General features: G+C 27.3%; 10 protein-coding genes and 1 tRNA gene. 2 read left to right on the forward strand and 9 right to left on the reverse strand.

Annotated features, from left to right (window positions below):
- Positions 1-70: 70 nt before the first annotated feature.
- From VBM90_RS00590 to dcm_N, 9 genes are all read right to left on the reverse strand, one after another.
- A complete protein-coding gene (locus tag VBM90_RS00590; protein ID WP_323176469.1) occupies positions 71-10,516 on the reverse strand; it encodes an SGNH/GDSL hydrolase family protein in 10,446 nt (3,481 codons plus the stop codon).
- A gap of 171 nt (positions 10,517-10,687) precedes the next feature.
- Positions 10,688-11,944, reverse strand: coding sequence for a hypothetical protein (locus VBM90_RS00595; protein WP_323176470.1), 1,257 nt, complete (start codon positions 11,942-11,944; stop codon positions 10,688-10,690).
- 4 nt (positions 11,945-11,948) lie between these two features.
- Positions 11,949-12,416, reverse strand: coding sequence for a hypothetical protein (locus tag VBM90_RS00600; RefSeq protein ID WP_323176471.1), 468 nt, complete (start codon positions 12,414-12,416; stop codon positions 11,949-11,951).
- A gap of 106 nt (positions 12,417-12,522) precedes the next feature.
- Complete coding sequence (gene thiI, locus VBM90_RS00605; protein WP_323176472.1) at positions 12,523-13,665, reverse strand: tRNA uracil 4-sulfurtransferase ThiI; 1,143 nt, start codon at positions 13,663-13,665, stop codon at positions 12,523-12,525.
- The gene (locus VBM90_RS00610) at positions 13,655-15,244 is read right to left on the reverse strand and encodes a hypothetical protein (RefSeq protein ID WP_323176473.1); all 1,590 of its coding nucleotides are present in this window, start codon (positions 15,242-15,244) and stop codon (positions 13,655-13,657) included. The genes thiI and VBM90_RS00610 overlap by 11 nt, the downstream gene beginning before the upstream one ends.
- Before the next feature lie 148 nt (positions 15,245-15,392).
- On the reverse strand, positions 15,393-16,481 hold the full coding sequence (locus tag VBM90_RS00615; RefSeq protein ID WP_323176474.1) for a M42 family peptidase: 1,089 nt from the start codon (positions 16,479-16,481) through the stop codon (positions 15,393-15,395).
- Positions 16,482-16,547: 66 nt separating this feature from the next.
- Positions 16,548-17,792 (reverse strand): MAG4270 family putative restriction endonuclease, encoded by a 1,245-nt coding sequence (locus VBM90_RS00620; RefSeq protein WP_323176475.1) that lies wholly within the window; start codon positions 17,790-17,792, stop codon positions 16,548-16,550.
- A 5-nt stretch (positions 17,793-17,797) separates the two neighbouring features.
- Positions 17,798-18,637, reverse strand: a complete 840-nt coding sequence (gene dcm / locus VBM90_RS00625; protein ID WP_323176492.1) for a DNA (cytosine-5-)-methyltransferase — start codon at positions 18,635-18,637, stop codon at positions 17,798-17,800.
- A complete protein-coding gene (gene dcm_N, locus VBM90_RS00630) occupies positions 18,568-18,984 on the reverse strand; it encodes a DNA (cytosine-5-)-methyltransferase N-terminal subunit (protein WP_323176476.1) in 417 nt (138 codons plus the stop codon). Before dcm_N ends, dcm begins: the two co-directional genes overlap by 70 nt.
- 107 nt (positions 18,985-19,091) lie before the next feature.
- Between dcm_N and VBM90_RS00635 the strand changes: the two genes are divergently transcribed.
- Both VBM90_RS00635 and VBM90_RS00640 read left to right on the forward strand, forming a co-directional pair.
- A tRNA-Ser gene (locus VBM90_RS00635) sits at positions 19,092-19,182 on the forward strand.
- 86 nt (positions 19,183-19,268) lie between these two features.
- On the forward strand, positions 19,269-19,778 hold the full coding sequence (locus VBM90_RS00640) for an MAG0490 family ComEA-like DNA-binding protein (protein WP_323176477.1): 510 nt from the start codon (positions 19,269-19,271) through the stop codon (positions 19,776-19,778).
- Positions 19,779-19,789 lie beyond the last annotated feature (11 nt).

The following is a 19,789-nucleotide window of genomic DNA, read 5'->3' on the forward strand; positions in this document are numbered from 1 at the left end:
TTAAAAGTTTTAGGTCGAATCTATACAAAAAGCACTACACAACTGGTGTGTAGCACTTTGAAACTAGAGATTAATTTTTATTAATGTATCCATCTCTAAGCATTTCGTAAAGAATTTCTGTTTTAGTTTTTCTTGTGAATTTATCAATAGGTTTTGTTTTTCTATAGTAGATGTAAACTAAAACTTGATCTTTTCAATAGTTTGAATTATTTGTACTGTTAGATCTGTTTCCAACTATAAATTCATAGTTGTAACCATTTCCTCTTTCTGCTTTACCAAATGCACGTTTTTGCTCTTCTGTTCACCTATTGAAATCTTGAGCGTGTCTATTTTTAACTGTTGTTCAAGCCATTTCAGTTCCATCAAGGAAGATGTTTTCAAGTTCAAGAGTTGTTCCGTTTCAGAATAAGAAATCTGAAATATTTCCTTTTTCTTTAGCGGCTCATAAAGCAAATGTCGTAAATCTGAAAACTGCTTTATATGCATCATTTTGTTTGTAAGCATTATTTCTAAGACTTGTGTTATATCTACCTGATTGAATTTCTTCAAACATATATTCTCAGATAGGAATGTAAAGTTCTTTAATAAATTCTTTAACTCTACCCACAATTTCAAAAATACTTACGTCAAACTCAAATTTGTATTTTGGCGATGATGAGCTTCCTTGATTATTGTTAGATGAAGATGACGAAGATGATGAAGATTGATTCGGATTCATCAGACCATCAATAATCTTGTAAATACCAGTTTTTTCAGGTTGTAATGTTGAACTTTCAAACAATCTGTTGATAAATTTAACAAAAGTACCATTACCCATATTCTTGATAATTTTTCCAATAAATGGCCCTTTTTCGAGAATTTTATCCATTGAAATGTTTCCATTTTTATTCAAGATGATTGACATAATACCATGAATAACAATATCTTTAAGAGCTTTAATTCTGTCTTCGATTTGTTCAAAGTCAGTTTTTTTAATTAATTCATAAATATTGTCAACAATAGTTGTAAGTTCACTTGAACCTCTAAGAGTTTTGAATAATCCTGAAACCATGTTGTCAAAGATTTGTGAATCTGAATCATTAAACGCAAATCCCATTCCTTTGAACATATTTGAAATAATAAGTCCAATACCATGAGAAATTTCAGCATCTTCATTATCTAAAATGTGGTTAACTCATTGAACAATATATTGCTTAATTTGAGGTGATTTAGGTGAAACAAAGATTTCATTAAGCACAGATGAGAATGAATTACGTTTAGCATAATCTTCTGATCTATCAAGTACATCAGTGAATACTGTAACTAATAAGTTAATTAAGTTTTCGTTCCCTAATGCATTAACAACCATATTGTTAATTGCTGTGTCATAATCGTTCGTACCTAATAACGCTTTTCCTAAACCAAATTGAGAAATAACTCTTGTTAATTTTTGTTTATTATTAAGCATTTGTGTAATGATGCTTCTGAATAAGTCGATAATTTTTTGTTTATTATCTTGAATAAATGGATCAAGAAGAATCTTCTTAACTGTATTGAATGTTGTAAAGTCAATTCCTTTAACAACTGCTCCTACAACACTTGAACCAAATTCAGTGAATGAAGCAGATTTCTTGTATGTTGAAACAATGCTATCTACAACTGATCTGAATATTCCGGCACGTTGTAAGATAACTGGTAAGTTGTCAATTAATGTAGGAATAAATTCTTCAAGTTCACTTGTTCTTGGAATTTCAAGGAAGTTGATAAATCTATTAAGTAATTTTTTAACAACACCTTTACTAATGTCATTGTTAAGTGTTTTAACAATTATTCCCTCAACTAAATCACCAAATCTTTTAACATTTTCATTTACATTTAAGTAAATCTTAAGAATATCGTAGAAAGTAGTTGTGTTTTCTAAGAATTGGTTATTTTCAACAATGTAACTTGAAACTTCTGTGATTAATGCTTTTAATTCATCAGAAGTTACAACTGAGTTAACTAACTCTACAAATGAATCTTGAGAAATAACTTTTTCTTCTAGGTAACTATGTGTTTCGTCATCAAAGATATTTCAAATAATTTCACCCAAGTTAATTCTATCCTCGAATAAGTGAAGTGCATTTGTAATGAGTGAATATAAATCTTGTTGATGATTTGCTTGTTTAAGTGAGTTGATTACTAAGTTAAGCACTCTGATTGCTTTTTGTTCGAATCCTTCTTGTTTAGCAATTGCACCAAGTGCACTTGTAATAGCTGAAGTAATATCTGAAGTCGTGATATTAGTTTGTCTTTGCAATAATAATTTAACTATAGAATTTGCAACTTGCTCAATAATGTTTAATTCATTATCAATTCCTTTAATGTTAGCTAAAAGTGATTTAACTAAATGCGTAGGATCGCTGATGTCATTGAAAATTGAAGCGTAAGGTGATGATTGAAGATATCTTACAGTAGCAGTTGCAACCATATCTTGAACGTTTTGATCACTTGTGATTGTGTAAATAATTCTAGAAACTAAGTTTGTAATTGATTCTTTAAGATCAGGCGTTTCTAAAATAATCACAATTAATTCATCAAATGAGTTTGCATTAGCTCAACTTGATCAGTTTTTGAATAAGAACCTTAAGACTGTGTTGATTAAATCCTTAACTTCGGGCATTTTTACAACTAAATCATAAGCTTGTTTGATTTGGTCTTTAGTAATACCGAAGCTTTCAAGTAATTTATCTAACGGTAACTTAGAAATGATTGTTTCTTTAAGTTCATCATTAACTTTAATAGTTTCGATTATTGCGTTAACTAATTTAATAACTTCATCTTGGTTAACTGCTAATGTTGATAAATGTTTGAATAATGATTTAACAATGTTGTATGCATCTGATTTTAGTAATCCTTTGATGTATTCAACTACAGCACTTATAGTTTGGTTTGTATCTTTAGTTGAAATAAATGTGTCAACAAAGATATTTGCAACATTAGGTAATAATTTAGCAGAGATTGCAAATGAGTTTAAGTTTTGTAATAAATCACCTACAACTTTATCTAAATTAATTCCAGCTAATTGAATATTGTATTTTCTACCGAATGTATTGATTAAATCTAAAACAATAACTTTAGTTGAGTCAAATTTGAGTGTTTTTTCAATGATTAATTGAATTTTTGATTTAAGTGATTCAGTTTTTTCTGAGTTAGTCTTGAATTTTTCGATTACATCAAGTGGTAAATTGATGTAATTTGTTCAAGATTTATCCTCAAGCAATCATGGAACAAACTCAAGAAGTAAATCATCTATCTCACTAATTGAAATAAGTTCGTTTATAAAGTTTCCTAAATGTTCTTTAGTTGTGTATTGGAATAATGTATTTGAATCTGAAAGCTTTTTGATTTGTGAATTTACAAGTTTTGTAATTGTTCCATTATTTCTTAACGCAATTATTACTTTAGGAATTAAGTTAATAATTGTTTCATAGTTATCATTAACAACGTCAAGGTTAATGATTCTGTCAACAAATCCTTTAATATCTGAAAGAACTTGTTTGTTAATTAAATCTGATAATGCTTGTGGAATTTGACCTAATATAGCTAAGATTTGTTCATTTTCAGCTTGTGAGGCTTCTGTTAACTTATCAAAGAAGATATCCAAGGCAGGATTTACAAGTTCGAGTGAATCAATAACTGATTTTAAGTTATTTGATAAATCTCTGAACAATTTATCAACTTGAGGAGTAACTTCAATGTTTAAGGTTCCAAATAATTTCACAAGTGATTTATAAACAAAATCTTTTGTAACTTGGTTAGTTAATAATCCGTTTAATAATCCGGTTGTATCTGCTTTAACTGATTGTGGATCAATTAAAACAAACGCTTTCTTGATAATATCAATGTAAGAAGTTACATCAGCAAATTCGTTTGCTCTTTGAATTGCATTAGATGCGATCTTTTCAAATAAGTTTTTAAAGTGTTGGTTACTTAAAACAAATTCAAGAAGTGAAATTAATTCATCTTTAGAGAAGTAGTTTTCAAATGAATTTCCTGCTTTAGACATTATTTGGTTAACAATACTTGTAGCTAATTCGTTAGCAGGAATTACATTGAATATGTTGTCAATAATTTTTAATAAATCATTCTTGCTCTTTGTGAATAAGTCAGAAGTGATGACTTCTTTAAATGTTGAAACAACTTTTGTTTCAAATGCTGATGGATCTTTTGAAATTCTTTCCTTAATTGTTTTAGTAAATGAAGAAAGAACTGATGAAATTGAGAAGTTTGTAATTCCTGATTTTTTAATGTAGTTAATTAAAGCATCGAAAGCGATTTCTGAAACACCAAAGTTTCTATCGATAATTGAGTAAATGTTAATAATGTTTTTAGCTAATTGCTCAGGTTCTTGAACACCTGCAAAATATTTTGCATAATCAGGGTTCTTAATAAATGCTGCTAAAGCTTGTGAAAGTTTTTCAAGTGCATTTGTTCCTGTCATTACTTGGTCAATTATGTTTAGAACTTTTGGTTTAATTGAAGCAATAAAGTTTTCATTTGAAGCTATAGCAATAGCTAATTGGTCAAATGAGTTTGCTTCTCTTAGTGTTGAGTTATTATCAATAATAAAGTTTGTTACTAAATTAATAATGTCTTTAGTATTTTGTGACTTAAGAATATCAACAAATAAGTCTGATAAAACTTGAGCATCAATTCCTAATTTATCAGCAATTGATGCAACAGGTATCATTGCAGCAACTTTTTGGATATTTTCATCAACATAGTATTTAGAAATTACATTAGAAACTAATTCTTTGATTTGGTCCGAGTGATTTCAAATGTTTGAATTTAATAATGTTTTAATGTATCCAAATTCTTTAATGTTTAATAATGATTTTACATTTGAAGTAATGTACTTGATTAATTCATCTAAACTGTTTGACTCTTGTAGACCTGCATTAATGATTTCAATTAGTTGATCAACCATTGTATTTGTAGGGTTGTAGTTAATTAATTGATTTAATGTTTGTTTAAGTGCTGCATAGAATTCAAGTGGTAATTCTGAAGATAATAAACCTTGATCAGCAAGCATTTTATTTAATGCTTTATGCATTAGTTTATCTAAACCATTTGAACTTAAAATTGTATGAATAACACTTGCAAGTTCATATTTGTGCTCAGTTGTAACATTTGAATTTTTAAGAGCTTTGAAAATAACATCTTTAGGATTTGTGAAAATCGAGTCTAATAAATCATTATCAACAATTGCATCAACTAATGAGTTAAGTAATGTTGGTAAATTACTATTTCTTAAAACATCGTTAGCTACTTGTGATGCACCTTCTGATGAAACTAATTCACCTAAATTTGCGTCATTAATCATTGAAGTTAATTTTGTGATTGTTGAATCTTTAACTAAGATTGTTGAGACTAAGTAGTGTAATAAGTTTTTGATGAATTGTTTGTTTTCTGAATAAATAGGTGAAGCTAAGATTTTGTTTACAAATGCTTGCTTATCTTTATTAAATTCAGCAACAATTAATGAAACAATTTCATTTGGTAATGTTTTAATTGCACTTAATGGTTCATCTGCATTTTTAGCATTTGAAAGAACTTCAAACACCTTGTCAAATGCAGGTTGATAAATGTTTAATGAATTTAATAATGGAATTAAATTATCTACTAAATCACTTACAAAGTCCTTGCTTAATTGTGAATATAAGTCAGGAAGAGTTGATTTAACAACATTATTGATTAACTCTTTTAATGTAACTTTGTTATTTTCGTTTTCAAATAATTCAGAAACGAAATTACTTAAGTTAGATTTCATTTGCTCATAATCAAGCCCTTTAAGAACTGTGATTATTAAATCATTGTAAGTTGTAAATTGATCTGTAGTCGCAATTGAATTGAGAACATTTGTAAGTTGATTTAAGAATACAACTTTGAATGAGTCATTGTTTAAAACAAATTTAACTAATTCTTTTAAGTTATCAAATGAAACATAATTTTCAATCTTTTCTTTTAAGTTTGCAGGAACTTTGGCAAAAATTGATTCAAACATTTGTGAATCAGTAGCAATCTTGTTGTAAACATTTGTGATAATTTGATTAATATCTTGACCGTGTTTTGAAAGTAAGCTATCACATAAAATCTTGATTGCTTTGATAATGTTTGTTTCTTGATTTTCTCCACCAAATTCTTCTGCAAATGATTTCAAAATCAATGTACCTAAATCAGATAATTTTGTGTAGTTTCCATTTTGATTAAACTCTTCTAAACCACTATAGATATGTGCAAAAATGTTAAATGTATCACTGTAGTTTGGTAACAAGTCAAATAAATCAGAAACTAATCCATCAATGTTTTGAACATCTTGAAGTAATCAGCTAATTGATTCATTTGTTTTCACAAGGTCGATTATAAATCCAGTAACCATTTTCTTAATTGTTGGATTTGATTTTAATGCATCAAATGCAGTTTTAAGCGAATCTTTAACATTATGAATAAAGTTAGCATCCTTAAGAACTAAAATTACTAAATCAGTTAAAGAAGATAAGTTAGCAATTTGTTCTTGATTACTTAAGATAAAGTCAGTTAAACTTGTTCCAATATTTACAAGAGGTTCTGAAACAACAATGTCATTAAGTAATTGTTTAAGTTCTTCTGCTGAAACATTAAGTTTTGTAGCAACAGAATCAAGATTTAAATTATTAATAAATCCTGAAACTTTATCATTTGTTTTAAGTTGTGATAATAATGATTGAATAAATTCTTTTAATGAAGCTTTTTCAATGTCACTAAGTGGTGCACTTAAAAGATTTTTAATAAACTCAAATTCTGTCACCTTCAAGTTTTTAAGAATTACATTTGGTAATTGTGAAGTTAAACTGCTTAATGTAATGTTTTCATTATCGAATAACGCAATAACCTTAGCAACTAAATTGTTAAGTTTATTATCTAAACTTAAGTTGTTTACTAAGTTTGCAAATACAGTATTTAACATTGAATTGAATTTAGCATCGTAAGTAAATCCTGCTTTTTCAAGTAAAACTGTAAACACTTTTGTAAGAGTTTTATTAATTGTTAAATCAGCAACTACATTATCAAGAATTGGTTCGATGTTTGAAGTTAATATAGTTTTGAATTCAGGTTTTTTGATTACTAAATTAATTAACTCAGTAATGTTTTCAACTGTTTTTAATTCTGCAATGTTGTTAAAAATTAAATCAAGCACATTTGGAATTAATGAATTAATTTGTTCTGTATCAAAAATCTTGTTAATAATTGTTTTAACTTCATCAATATCTACATATTTAGCTAAAGCTTCATTTGAAGAAACTATAGAAATTAAAGTATCTTTGATTTTTGAAACAACTGCATTGTTTTCATTTAATTCAGCAAATACATTTTTAATAATTTCTTTTCAGATAAGTGCATGAGAACTAAATGTTTCTAAGTTAGCAACTTTTTTAACTAAAGCAATAGGGTCAGAAGCTAATTTTGATTTTAAGAAATCAGTAATTTTTGAAGGTAATACCCTTACATCAGCATAAGGTGTGCTGCTTGACTTAATTGTTTCAAGTTGACTAAACACAAAATCAATAAGTGGATTAATAATGTCTAATAATTTTACAAAGTTTAACAACTCAACTTTTGAGTCGTTAACAAATGCTGTGATTTGTTCATCACTAGCTGCTTGGTTGTATTTTTTAGCAACAGATTTAAGTACATTACCAAGTAAGTTAGAAGCAAGTTGATCATCAGTTAAGTCAGCAACTAATCTTTCAATGTGTTCTTTAACAGTTTGTAAGTTAGGAATTACTAATAATTTTTGAATTAATGCATTTAAATCTTCGACATCAGCAAATTCTGCAAAATTATCTACATAAGATTCGACTAAGTAATTTACAAGGTTATGTAAGTTTTGATTTTTAAGCAATGAATTAACAAGTGAATCGACATTTTCTTCACCTACAAATGAAGTAATTTTTGTTGATGATAATGCTTTTGCAACCATTGAGGGGATGTTTAAACGATCAAGATTGTTTAAAACATTCTTGATAAGTTGTTTAATAAATGTTTGATTGTTTGTTACTAATTTTGAATCATTAATGAATTTAAGAATTTTGAAAACATTAAATTCATTTGTTTCTTCTTCAGAATCTGAGTCGTTCATTTTAGCAACGAAATTATCAATAGCAATTTTTCCTGCTTGAGTTGCAATTTGCTTAATGTTGTCAAGTGAAGTTGATTCGTTTTGATTTAATAAGTCAGCAAATTGAGAAATAAAATCTGAAATAAACTCTTTAATTGAGTCTGGTTTTACCCTTGTTATGCTGTTTAATAAACTATCAACAAAATTGTCTGATTGAGCTTTGATAAGTTGGTTTGATAATCCGTTGTTTTCAAGTAAGTTTCATAAAATGTCTTTAAGGATATTTTTGATAACATCATTTGAAACAATGTCTCACGCAAAATCAGAAATTGAGTTTGCAATTTTCTTAATGTTTTCTTTATCTGATAGGAAAACTTTGATTAATTGTTGTAAGTTTTCTACTTGTGCAAATTGTTCAGAGTTACTAATGAAACTTTCAAGTGCAAGTCCGATGACTTTTGAAATATTTGGATTAGTTACAATTTGAGTGATTAATGATTTAAGATCATTTTTTTCAATTTTGAAAGGTTCAACATATTTGTAAGCAAGGCCTGTGATTGCATCTGAAATCATTTCACTTTTTAGTGCAAATAAGTTTGTAATTACACCTTGAAGAGCTGAGATTAATTCAGATTTTTTATGTGTAATGAATTTTGAAGACGCAATTGCTCTAATAAGTTTGAATAAGTTTTCCTCTTTAAGAACTGATTTAATTAAAATTTGAGGAATTTCCATTAATTCAAGTTTGTCTTCTCTGTTTAATCTTGATAATTCATTTTGGAAATCTAAGTAAATTTGTTGAATTAATCCTGAATTAACAATAGATTCAATGATTGTAACAAAACCATTTTCGCCATTGTTTTCTGTATCTAGAATTAAATCCTTTAATTTACCTTCTGGATCGAGTTGTTTATAAAGTTCATTATTTGTAAGACCATTAATTGCTGAAGCAGTTACATTTCTAAATGTAGCTGACATTCTTAAAAGTCTATTAGGGTAATTATATGGAGTTCTAAGTTTGTTAATTTCATCAATGAATGGAATTGAAGAATCTAAATATGAATTTGTATCAGACCCAAATAATTGTAAGTTATTTACAAAAGGTTCAATTTGGTATTTTAGTGTTGTAGAGTCGGTGAGTAAATAATCTTGGTTAAAGTTATAAGTTGGATCAAAATTTGCGAGGTCAAAAGATGGAGATGTAAGTTTAATATACATATCCATAGCCATTTTTTTGTAACCCCTTGTGTTAGGGTGAATATCAATATAAACATCAGAAATTTCATCTGAATGAGCAGATCAATAATCAACATTGTATGCATTTAGCACATTAACATCTGTAATTTTTGCAACATCATACAATGAGCTGTTAATTTGTTGTAATAAAACTTGAGTCGGATCTACTGGAATGTTTCCTAATTTAGATTGGAAGAATTTATCAATCGCTCTTTTGAAACCAGAAAGTGGTAATGGGTAAGCTACTAAGTTAATGTTTGCTTTTGGAGCAAGTTTTTTAAGTTCATTAACTAAAAGTAAAGCTCTTTTTCTAACTTCTGGAAGTGTGTTTGTAAGAACTTTGTTGAAAAAGTCAATAATCTTTCCATAGTTAGGTTTTTCTTTTCTGAATTCATTAACAATTTCCATTGGTCTATTTTTTGAAACTGTATCAATTAGCAAGAAGAAAAAGTCATTAGCACTAATTGACATAGTTACTAAGTTTGCTTCTTTTAATTGCTCCTTGATGATTGGACCCATTTCTTGCATATTTTTGTTTTTGAAAGTTTTGTTAACAGCAGGTCAATCAGGTGTGTCGTTGTAAGGGTTATCATAGTCGATTCCGAAAATTTTAAATCAGTCAACTATACGAGCGCCAGAAGCTGCGAAGTTTTCAAAATATTCAAGTCTATTATTTGAATTTTGATTTAGTAATCTTGCTAAAAACGCAGCATAAGAAGCTCCGGTGATTTCACCGTTAGCTTCTAATTTACCTGGATAATCCTTTGGAAGCGCTCCATCATATCCTGCAGTGATTGAATCCCCTAATGCAACATATCTAATTTTTTGATCTTTTGATATGAAGTTATTTGAAACAAGACGTTTAGATAATTTTTCTTTAGCACGTTCAACATCAGTTTTTCCGTCAGGGTTTTGATTTGAGTCATTACCTCCGTTTTGAGAACCGTTACCATTATTTGCTCCTGGTTCAGTAATTTTAATTTCGCCAGATCGATCAACTGGTTTGGGGTTAATGATGATTGGTGCATCACCATCGTTTAAATCAGTTCATCTACCGATTGGTTTTGATGAACCTGGCGCTTGACAAGACGCAGAAACAACACTAGCTGAAGTTAAGATTGCAGCTAATGAAATTAACGTTAACTTTTTTTGTTTTTTCATAATCACCTCTCTTATATACACTATAAGTGTATATAAAACTAATTTCATAAAATTTTACCAAATTAAAGAGTAAACAAGCAAATTGCAAAAATTGTTAAACTATTTTTAACAAAGCTAAAATAAAAAGAGCAAGCTTTTAACTTTTATAGCTTGCTCATAGTATTAAAAGTTTTAATTTGCAAATGGATTGAGTGAATTTAAAACACAATAAAATATTCTACTTCAGTACAATAATGAGATTAATTGTCCTAAAGTTTCTTCAAAATTGTTTGCAATTTCAATTGTAATTGAGTTAACTTCGTTATTAAAACTTGATAAATAATTAACAAAAGTTTGATAAGTTTCATCTTTAATTTGATTAATTGATAAGTTTTGAAACTTGTCAATTAAGTCATCATTTTCAAGATTTGAAGATAACTGATAATCAAAGAATCTTTGTTTAATTAAACCAAAAGTAACAAATTTATTTCCCTTTCCTGAAAGCAATGGCTGAGTATAAGTTGCAATTTGTTGTGGAAAGTTTATTGATGTGCTAATTGTTTTAATTTGCTTAGTTGTATTATTGAATTGATTTGCAAATCAAGCGAAATAATTATTTAAAAATGAATCATATGAAACAAAAACATTAGCAAATCCATCTTCTTTGTTTTTAAGAACACTTTCATTGATTAATAAAGCCAATTCAAGTGCTCTGTTGAAATAAACATCAGGATTAAGAATATTTTTTGAAGCTTCAACATAACCATTAATAACTTTTTGAATATTAATCCCCTGAAGTGACATAATCAATAATCCGATTTCACTTAATACACTATATTCTGGATGGACATCATTTGAAACAAATAAAATATTGTTGCTTGCAAATTTAAATTTGCTTAAGTTTGAAAAATTAGTTTTGCTACCTACATAAAACATATGATTTTTGATCATAAATTCATTTGAATGTTGCTCAAAAATATTTGTAATGTATGAAATTCATTCATTTTCATAATCACTATTTCCGGTTTCATTTAAAAACATAAAACCAACATTATCGCCAATTCCATTTTTAAAAGTTTGAATTAACTGTTCAATTTTATTAATTGGAATTGATCGATTAATAAAGATTAATTCAATTTTCTTATCCTTATTAATATCGATTTGTCCAAAAATAAATTCCATTGCAGCTTTAATTGAAAGTTCAATTGTTTTAGAAGTTCAAATAATTAACTTAGAAATATTTGTTGAATATAAATTGTTGCAAAATTGAATTATTTTATCTACACCGTTGAGCCCAAAGTTTAATGCAATATCATCGAAACCTAAATATGATGAACCATCAAAATTTAAAGATTTAATTTTATCGATTACTTCTGAAGCTTGCTTTTGTTGAATTTGCAACTCGTGTTGAGATTGAAAATAATTTTTCTTAATTGAAATTACTTGCATTTAACTACTTATTCTTGTGATTATTATTTTTATTGTCGTATTTCTTATTTTCAACAAAATAACTATTTGTGTAATTAATTAAATTTCTAAATCCATTTTTTGTCGCTTTTAGTTCATTGTAATATTTTTCTCTTTTGTAAAAGTCTTTCCCTTGATGGTTTGGGTGATTTTTCTTAAATGAACCTAAACCTTGTTTTTTATTGTTATCAAAATTTAAAACAATAAAGTTGATAATGTCGCCAATTGAAAATAAATCTGACATTTGGTGATGTGTAAAATCTGTAATGTCTTTTCTGTAAATTAAAAATGAATTACCATATTTGTCGTGAAGTTTTATAAACTTTGAACCTGATGTAATTATTTTTGCTGAAGCAACGTCACCAGTTTTGTAGCCTAAAAATGATTGTGAATTTTCTTTTCTTGAAACTTTTGAATTTTGCTTATTAATGTTTTTATTAAGTAGTGTATTCATAATTATTTATTATTATAAATAATTTATTTTTTTATGTATGAAACTAAAAGGACTATGACATAGAAATAAAAAGTTTTAAGTTGCATAAAAAAATAAGCTATACAGCTTAAATTTCTTTTTTGACTTTGACTAATTCAATTTTTGAATTTAGCAATTCTTGCTCTAGTTCTTTAATATTTTCAAGTTCATTTTCAAGTCTTAAAGCTTCCTGGATTGTGGGTTTTGTAACTGGTTCTTTAGGCGCAAATAGTTCACAAGTTTCATTAGCTTTAATAATTGAAATATTTTCTGTACCGATTTTTCTAGCAATATCAATAATATCATTTTTATCGTATGTTAATAATGGACGTAAAATTTGCATTCTTGTCGCTTCTCCAATTGTTGATAATGATTCAATTGTTTGAGATGCAACTTGGCCTAAATTATCACCATTTGAAATTGCTTGTTGATTATATTTTTGCGCTATTTGCTCAGCTATACGGTAAAAACTTCTTCTCATTAAAGTGATTTTGTATGATTCTTTTGAAACAAATGAAATGTAGTTCATTAAGTGTGAGTAATCTGCTATCAATAAGTTTGATGTTACTTGATATTTATTTAAAACTTTAACCAAATTTGTAATTTTTTCTACAGTTCTAATATCTGTTTGAGGGGGTGTGATAAAGGTTAAAAAGTCAACCTTGAGTCCTCTTTTCATCATTTGTCAAGCAGCGACTGGAGAATCAAAACCACCAGAAATAAGGTGAAGAACTTTACCTGACACTCCTACAGGTAAACCACCTAAACCTTTAGTGTAATCAGAGAAAATGTAAGTTTTTCCGTTTCTAACTTCGACATAAAAAGTTTGGTCAGGATTATGTACATCAACTTTAAGTTTTGTGTTTTTTAAGACTACACCACCTAGGTAATTGTTAATTTGATCTGATGAGAATTCAAACTTTTTGTAATTTCTTCTAGCAGCAATTTTAAAAGTTTTTGAATCAGGTCTAATCGATGATAAAACTGCATTTGCGAAAACTTCCATATTATTTTCAACAACCATAACCGGTGAGTATGAACTGATTCCGAATACATAATTTAAGTTATTCATATTTTCTTCTGAATAAGGTAAATACATTCTGTCAAATTCAACTTCTGGAGTTACACCAACAATGTGTTTAATATTAATTGCAAGTTGATTAATAAACTGTTTTCTGTTTTTCTTTTTCAGCACTAACTCGCCGTAACGAATCAAAATTTTACTGTACATATTTCTCCTTTATTAAAAACTTTTTAAGTACTAAATAAGCATTTTTATAATTGTTTTCTTCTTTAATTACATTCTCTATACTTTTGCTAATATCAATGTAATTAGCAAAAGTTTCTTGATTGTTTATAAATGAGTCATTTCTTTGAAGTTCTAATCTTATATTGTTATAGATTTCTTTGTATTTTGCGTTGAGCGAAATCACTTTAATTAAAGTAGCTAATTTACTAATGAATTCATCTCAAATTGTCTTAATTTTATTTCAGGACTTTTGTTTTTTGAAATTTCTTTCATATAAATAAATTAATTCAGTTCTTAATTTATTTATTTTTGGATCGTTTGGTATTTCAGGATGGTAAATGCAAGATAAATAGGTATCAATAGCTTCATCAATTTGAATTTGAAAATTATCATTTAGTTCTTTTAATTCTTTAGATTTTGATTCAATAACTACATTAGTTTTTTCATAATTTTCATATTTAACAACTAAATCTTGAACTAATGTTTGGATGTTTTTTAATGATTTATTTTCAAAAGATTGTTTGATTTTGTCAAATGCGTTCTTTACTGATTCATATTTTTTTTGTTGAATACTATTTGGTGCAAGTATGTTTTTGTGAGTTTTATTCAATTTAGAATATAAATCACGAATAATTGGAATTGTTTGATCAATGAAATCTTTAATAGAAAACATTGAATTAACAAGGTTGACTAATTTGTAAAAAGTTCTATAAACTGACTTGATATTTGCATCTAAAGTTTCAGCATTATTTTTACCTTTAATAGCTGATTGAAGTGTTGTGGTTTTATCCTTTAACTCTATTAATTTACCTTTAATTTGCTCGTTATTTTTATCTTTTATAGCTTGCTCAAGCACTTTTGGTAGAGATTCAAAAAGTGAATACTCAATATTTTTTGATGCAAAAATGATTTTTGTATAGTTCTCCAATTCTTCTTTTCTCTTTGTTATGTTTTCAAGAGCTCTTAAGAAATCAGCTTTAACTTTAAGATCGTCAATTAATGTGATTTGAATTGATAATTCAGCTAATTTGTTTTGAAGATTTTCATATTGATTAGGTATTGCTTTCTCATAACTTTTAAGCTTTCCATTTAAAAAGTCCCTAATCTCCAGGATTGTTGAAGTGATTTCATCAATGTTGTTTCAATTCTTTGAATAGTCATCTGAAATTTTGTTAAATTCTATTTGTTTTTTAGAAACTTCTTTTTGTTGTTGTTTAATTGCTTTATATTTTTTGTAAGATTTAACTTTTTGTTTTTCAGCTAGCAATTCATCAAGTTCAGAAAGTTTAACTGAAATTTCTTGATTTATAGTTTCAATACTTTGCTTCACTTCAATCAATGAATTAAGCATATTCTCAAGCTCGTGATTAAAATGAGTCGTTGTTTTAACTTTTGAATATAAAGATTGATTTTGATGATTTTGTTTAGTTATCGCATCTTTTGAGCGTATACTAAATTTTTGTAATGATTGTTTAAATAAGTTCACAGAAAGCAAGTAGACTAAAAGTAAAAGAACAATAATTGAAACAATTATTATAAGTATGAACAATACTTTTGCCATAATCTCGTACCTCCTGAGTCTGTTATTAATTTTTTTATATTATATTACTTTTAGCTCTAAATGATAGCCTTATCAAGCTGTCTAAAAACTAATTAAAAGCAAAAAAGCAGATAGCTTTTCTATCTACTTTTAATTTCAAAAATCAATACTATTTGTAAGCTAATTTCTCTTCATACATTTCTTTATCAAATGCTTTGATAAATTCAGTCATTAAATCAATTGTAGCTTGAATATCAACAAGTGAAGCTAATCCAATTGGACTGTGTAAGTATCTTTGTGGGATTGAAATTGTCATAACTGCAGCACCACCAGGAGCAAATTGTAATTCAGCTGCATCAGTTCCTCCACCCTCGGCAACATATTTGTAAGCTGGAATTTCTTTTGTAGCAGCAATATTTGTTAATACATTAATTAATTTTGGATCTGGCAATGTTCCACCATCTTTAACTAAAAGACTTACTCCTTTACCTAAAACTGGTGTTCCAGGTTTTGCACCTGTTGTATCGTGTGCAGCACCTGTATCAACAGCAAAAGCAACATCTGGATTAATGATTGAAACTGATGTTTTAGCACCTCTTGTTCCAACTTCTTCTTGAACTGTTCCTACTAAGTAAACATCACATCCTAATTCTAAATCAGCAATATTATTTGCAATAAATTCTAAAGCAGTCACACCTGCTCTATTGTCCATTGCTTTTCCACCAATAATGTTATTTGCAAAATGAATTGTTTCTCCAGATAAGAAAATTTTGTCCCCAATTTGAATGTGTGCTTCTTCAACTTCTTTTTTAGATTTGAAACCTAAATCAACAAATAAGTCTGATTCTTTAAGTGCAACTGTGATTTTGTCTCTATCCATAATATGGATACTTGTGTGTCCGAATACACCATAAAATCTTTCATTTGTTTTTGATGAAACTACAACTGCTTTTGTCCCAATAACTACAGATGGTCAAACTCCACCAATTGTTGTAACTAATATGTTTCCGTTTTCAGCAATTGATTTAACCATATAACCAACTTCATCCATGTGAGCAGCTAACATAACTTTAGGTGCATTAGCAACTTTAGATTTTTTGAAGAAAATAATTGAACCAAATGCATCACGTGAAATTTCAAAACCTGGTTTAATGTTTTTTCTTAATTCATCTGCAACTGGTTCTTCAAATCTAGAAATAGCTTCAATTGACATATATTTTTCTAATCTAGAAGCTAATTTTTCATATTTTTTTTCCATACAAACTCCTTATATTTATAGATGTTATAAATTTTATACATTTTTAGCTTTTATTCCACACATAAGCTAATCTTTTTTATGAATATAAGTACTTGCTATTTCATCAAAATACATTTGTAAATATTTCTTCATTTCAGGTGTTAAATTTCTAATTTGATTAAATGATTTACTTAACTTTTCTTGACTATCATTTGAAATTTTATCCTTGCGAATAAAGCACAACTTTCCACTTGCGTCTCAATAAATAAGATTCTGTTTATCATAAATTTTGTGAATATCAGGTGATAAATTTAACAAATTATTTACATCAGAAATCATCGTTAATGCATCTGTTTTAAATTTATCTCTTGAATCAACAATGTTTTTGGAAAATAATTTTTCTGTTTCATTTCTTATTCTTTCCCTTATTTTGTAAACAGGATAAATATGAGCTCTTTCAATTATTGTATTTTCTTCTAAATTAAATGATTGAATTGATTCAGTAGGAATTTTTTGGACTTTTGATCTAGTTCTTGAAATTTGATTTTCTATTTCATTTTGAATTTTAAATAATGTTTCTAGTGATTTTTTGACTCTTTGAATTTTATTTCTAAATTCTTTTCTAGTTTCATCATCATTAAGACCTTTCGTTTTATTTTCGTATTCAATTGTATGAATTAAATCTTGAATAGGTAAAAATGAATTATTACCACTATTTTTGAAGTAATTAATAAAATCATTTTCATTTTTTAAAGAGCTAAGTAGACTCTTAAAATCATCTTCATTTGTTACAAACATTTTAAAACTATTGTAATATCAATTGTCTTTAATAATATCCAAATACATAAGTGGATTATTTTTTAGATTTTCATAACTAGACTTTACTTCGGAACTGTTGGGTTTTTCATAACTACCTGTTGGATTATTACCTTTTAATACACCAATTAAGTTATTAAAAGTTCCTTTATAATCAAAATTAACATAATAATTCAGAGCAGTCAATTCCTGATTATTTAAAAATAAGATATTTTTATCATTTTTGTTTTCTCTAGGTTCTTGTTTTAAACTGTTGCCGATAAGCGAAAATAATTTTTCCCTACATTTAAATGTGGTGGTTTTATCCTTAAATCATCTTGTAGTAGTTTTTAAATCTAAGGATGTACCTGCAAGAAATTTTATGTATCAATAAATTAATAGTCCATTTGAATCAAAAAAGCAATAGATTTTTGCATTAAAATGATTTTTGCTGTTTTCTTTAGAAAATACGTTTAAAATGCTATAAATTTTAATTTGTTTTTTTAAATTTACAAATTCACTAGATTCAAAATTCATAATAATTAAAAATATTTTTTAATAACTTCAGTAAATATATCTTCTAAAACTTCTACAGATATGCTGTTTCCAGCTGTAAAAATCATTTTATTTTCATTAACTAAACCGGTTTGACGAACCTTTAATGCATCAACTTTATCGAACCCCATATATAGATATGCTTCTTCTGAATTTATTAAAACTAATTTATCTTCTTCTAATAAGAATTTCAGTCTTGCATTTGCACCAGAAGCTGTTAATGTAGGACCTTTGTGATCTGTTTTATAAATGTAAGATTCACTATTGAAATTAGTGTACCCCAATAATCTAGACTTATTGATTTTGTTTTTAGTTAATGTAAATGGTGTCTTTTTGTATAAAGTTAATAATTTTGTCAGATCGATATGAACAGCATTTTCATCGATGATTTGATTAAGCATTAAGTTTTTTTCATTCTTTTGAATGAATTCAAAATCTTCGCCATCCAAAATAGAAACCATAAAAACTCTTTCTCTGTTTTGAGCCGAACCTGAATCAACTGCATTTAAAACTTTTCAATAACTTTTATAACCCAATGTTTCCAATGCATCTATTCATTTGAGAAAATCATTTTTGAATTTAGATGAAACCAATGCTTTAACGTTTTCTAATAAAAATACCTTAGGTAATCTATCTAAATTATTTTTAAGAATTCTTTCAATTTCATACAATAACCCTGATCTTGTATTTTCGTTAATTCCTCTTTGTTTACCTTGTTGTGATAAATCTTGACAAGGGAATGAATAAGTAAAAATATCTATGCCTTTAGGTAAAGTGTTATAAGCAGTAATGTCTGTACCGCTCTCTCTCTCTCTCTGAAGCCATATCTTTCACTCATATAGTCATTATTAACATATGAATAAAGATAAGAGAATAAATTTCTTAATTTGTTTTCTGACATTCTCATAAAGTATTTTTTATTAACTGGTTTTTTGGAGTCGGCAGAAAAAAGATACTTGTTTAATTTATCAAGCATTTCTTCTTTAGTCAACTTATTTTCTGGTTCTAATATACCGTAGTGAATACTTAAATACGATATAATCGCATCAATATAAAAATCACATGTTCCTAGTGATTTAACTGAAAAATTCAATTTCTTAGATATATTTTTTAATGCTTTGTATTGCGAACCGATTCCTGCAAACATTTCGAATAATGTAATTTCTTTTTTCATGATTTTTTTATTTTAACGGAATTAGAGAAGCATAATTAATAAGTTAAAATATTTTTTTAATTGAGTTAAGAAAATCTATTTTTTATATTATAATATTTTAAATTATTGGGGCAGTACTCAAGAGGCTGAAGAGGCGGTCCTGCTAAGACTGTAGTGGTGGCAACACCAGCGGAGGTTCGAATCCTCTCTGCTCCGCCAATTGTTAACAAATCACTCTTTGAGTGTTTTTTTATGCACTTTTTTACTACTTTGTTCATTTTTGAAGAAATTTACTAAATATATGTATGAAAAAGATTAGTTGATTCAATATATTATTAGTAATTATTTGTTTAAGCTCAGGTGTTTTCATAAGTGTTGTTAAATTTACAGAAATAAAACAAACAAAGAAAATAGATGACGAACTAAATAAGCAAAAGAAAATTTATAAATATACAGTAGCCGGTAATGTATTATTTCCTGCTACATTTGAATCAGACAAGCCTTTATCATACAGAGATGTTTTTAATAAAGTAAAACTTAAAACAAGTTCAGATATAAGTAATTACAACCTAGATGATTTAGCAACTACATCCAGTGTCATTAATGTTGGTTTAAGAAAATACAAAATAAAATGGGAAGAAATCAAAGATGTTGAGACTTTAAAATGATTAGGTCTAAACTCAAGAGTCGCAAAGTTAATTTATAAATATCGTGAAAAGAATGAAAGTTTACACTCATGACGAGAATTGCTAGATATAAAAGGAATTTCTACTCGTACTATAGAATACTTACAAACGGTTATAGAATTAACTTAAGATGGTTTAAT

Source organism: Mycoplasma sp. 2704, assembly GCF_034863285.1.
Lineage (GTDB): Bacteria > Bacillota_I > Bacilli_A > Mycoplasmatales > Metamycoplasmataceae > Mycoplasmopsis.